This window comes from Vibrio sp. Vb0304 (assembly GCF_033338995.1).
In the GTDB taxonomy this organism is placed as follows: domain Bacteria; phylum Pseudomonadota; class Gammaproteobacteria; order Enterobacterales; family Vibrionaceae; genus Vibrio; species Vibrio alginolyticus.
Genome location: NZ_JAWOTT010000101.1, coordinates 1 through 1,564 on the forward strand (window position 1 = coordinate 1; position 1,564 = coordinate 1,564).

Consider the following 1,564-nt stretch of genomic DNA (forward strand, 5'->3'; position numbering starts at 1 on the left):
TAAGGAGGTGATCCAGCGCCAGGTTCCCCTAGCGCTACCTTGTTACGACTTCACCCCAGTCATGAACCACAAAGTGGTAAGCGTCCCCCCGAAGGTTAAACTACCTACTTCTTTTGCAGCCCACTCCCATGGTGTGACGGGCGGTGTGTACAAGGCCCGGGAACGTATTCACCGTGGCATTCTGATCCACGATTACTAGCGATTCCGACTTCATGGAGTCGAGTTGCAGACTCCAATCCGGACTACGACGCACTTTTTGGGATTCGCTCACTTTCGCAAGTTGGCCGCCCTCTGTATGCGCCATTGTAGCACGTGTGTAGCCCTACTCGTAAGGGCCATGATGACTTGACGTCGTCCCCACCTTCCTCCGGTTTATCACCGGCAGTCTCCCTGGAGTTCCCGACATTACTCGCTGGCAAACAAGGATAAGGGTTGCGCTCGTTGCGGGACTTAACCCAACATTTCACAACACGAGCTGACGACAGCCATGCAGCACCTGTCTCAGAGTTCCCGAAGGCACCAATCCATCTCTGGAAAGTTCTCTGGATGTCAAGAGTAGGTAAGGTTCTTCGCGTTGCATCGAATTAAACCACATGCTCCACCGCTTGTGCGGGCCCCCGTCAATTCATTTGAGTTTTAATCTTGCGACCGTACTCCCCAGGCGGTCTACTTAACGCGTTAGCTCCGAAAGCCACGGCTCAAGGCCACAACCTCCAAGTAGACATCGTTTACGGCGTGGACTACCAGGGTATCTAATCCTGTTTGCTCCCCACGCTTTCGCATCTGAGTGTCAGTATCTGTCCAGGGGGCCGCCTTCGCCACCGGTATTCCTTCAGATCTCTACGCATTTCACCGCTACACCTGAAATTCTACCCCCCTCTACAGTACTCTAGTCTGCCAGTTTCAAATGCTATTCCGAGGTTGAGCCCCGGGCTTTCACATCTGACTTAACAAACCACCTGCATGCGCTTTACGCCCAGTAATTCCGATTAACGCTCGCACCCTCCGTATTACCGCGGCTGCTGGCACGGAGTTAGCCGGTGCTTCTTCTGTCGCTAACGTCAAATAATGCAGCTATTAACTACACTACCTTCCTCACGACTGAAAGTGCTTTACAACCCGAAGGCCTTCTTCACACACGCGGCATGGCTGCATCAGGCTTGCGCCCATTGTGCAATATTCCCCACTGCTGCCTCCCGTAGGAGTCTGGACCGTGTCTCAGTTCCAGTGTGGCTGATCATCCTCTCAGACCAGCTAGGGATCGTCGCCTTGGTGAGCCCTTACCTCACCAACTAGCTAATCCCACCTAGGCATATCCTGACGCGAGAGGCCCGAAGGTCCCCCTCTTTGGCCCGTAGGCATCATGCGGTATTAGCCATCGTTTCCAATGGTTATCCCCCACATCAGGGCAATTTCCTAGGCATTACTCACCCGTCCGCCGCTCGACGCCGTTATCGTTCCCCGAAGGTTCAGATAACTCGTTTCCGCTCGACTTGCATGTGTTAGGCCTGCCGCCAGCGTTCAATCTGAGCCATGATCAAACTCTTCAATTTAAGATTTTGTT

At 53.5% G+C, this 1,564-nt stretch carries 1 rRNA gene; it reads right to left on the reverse strand.

The annotated features are described in order from the left end of the window. Window positions 1-1,553, reverse strand: a 16S ribosomal RNA gene (locus R7P35_RS24115). Between the last annotated feature and the right edge of the window lie 11 nt (window positions 1,554-1,564).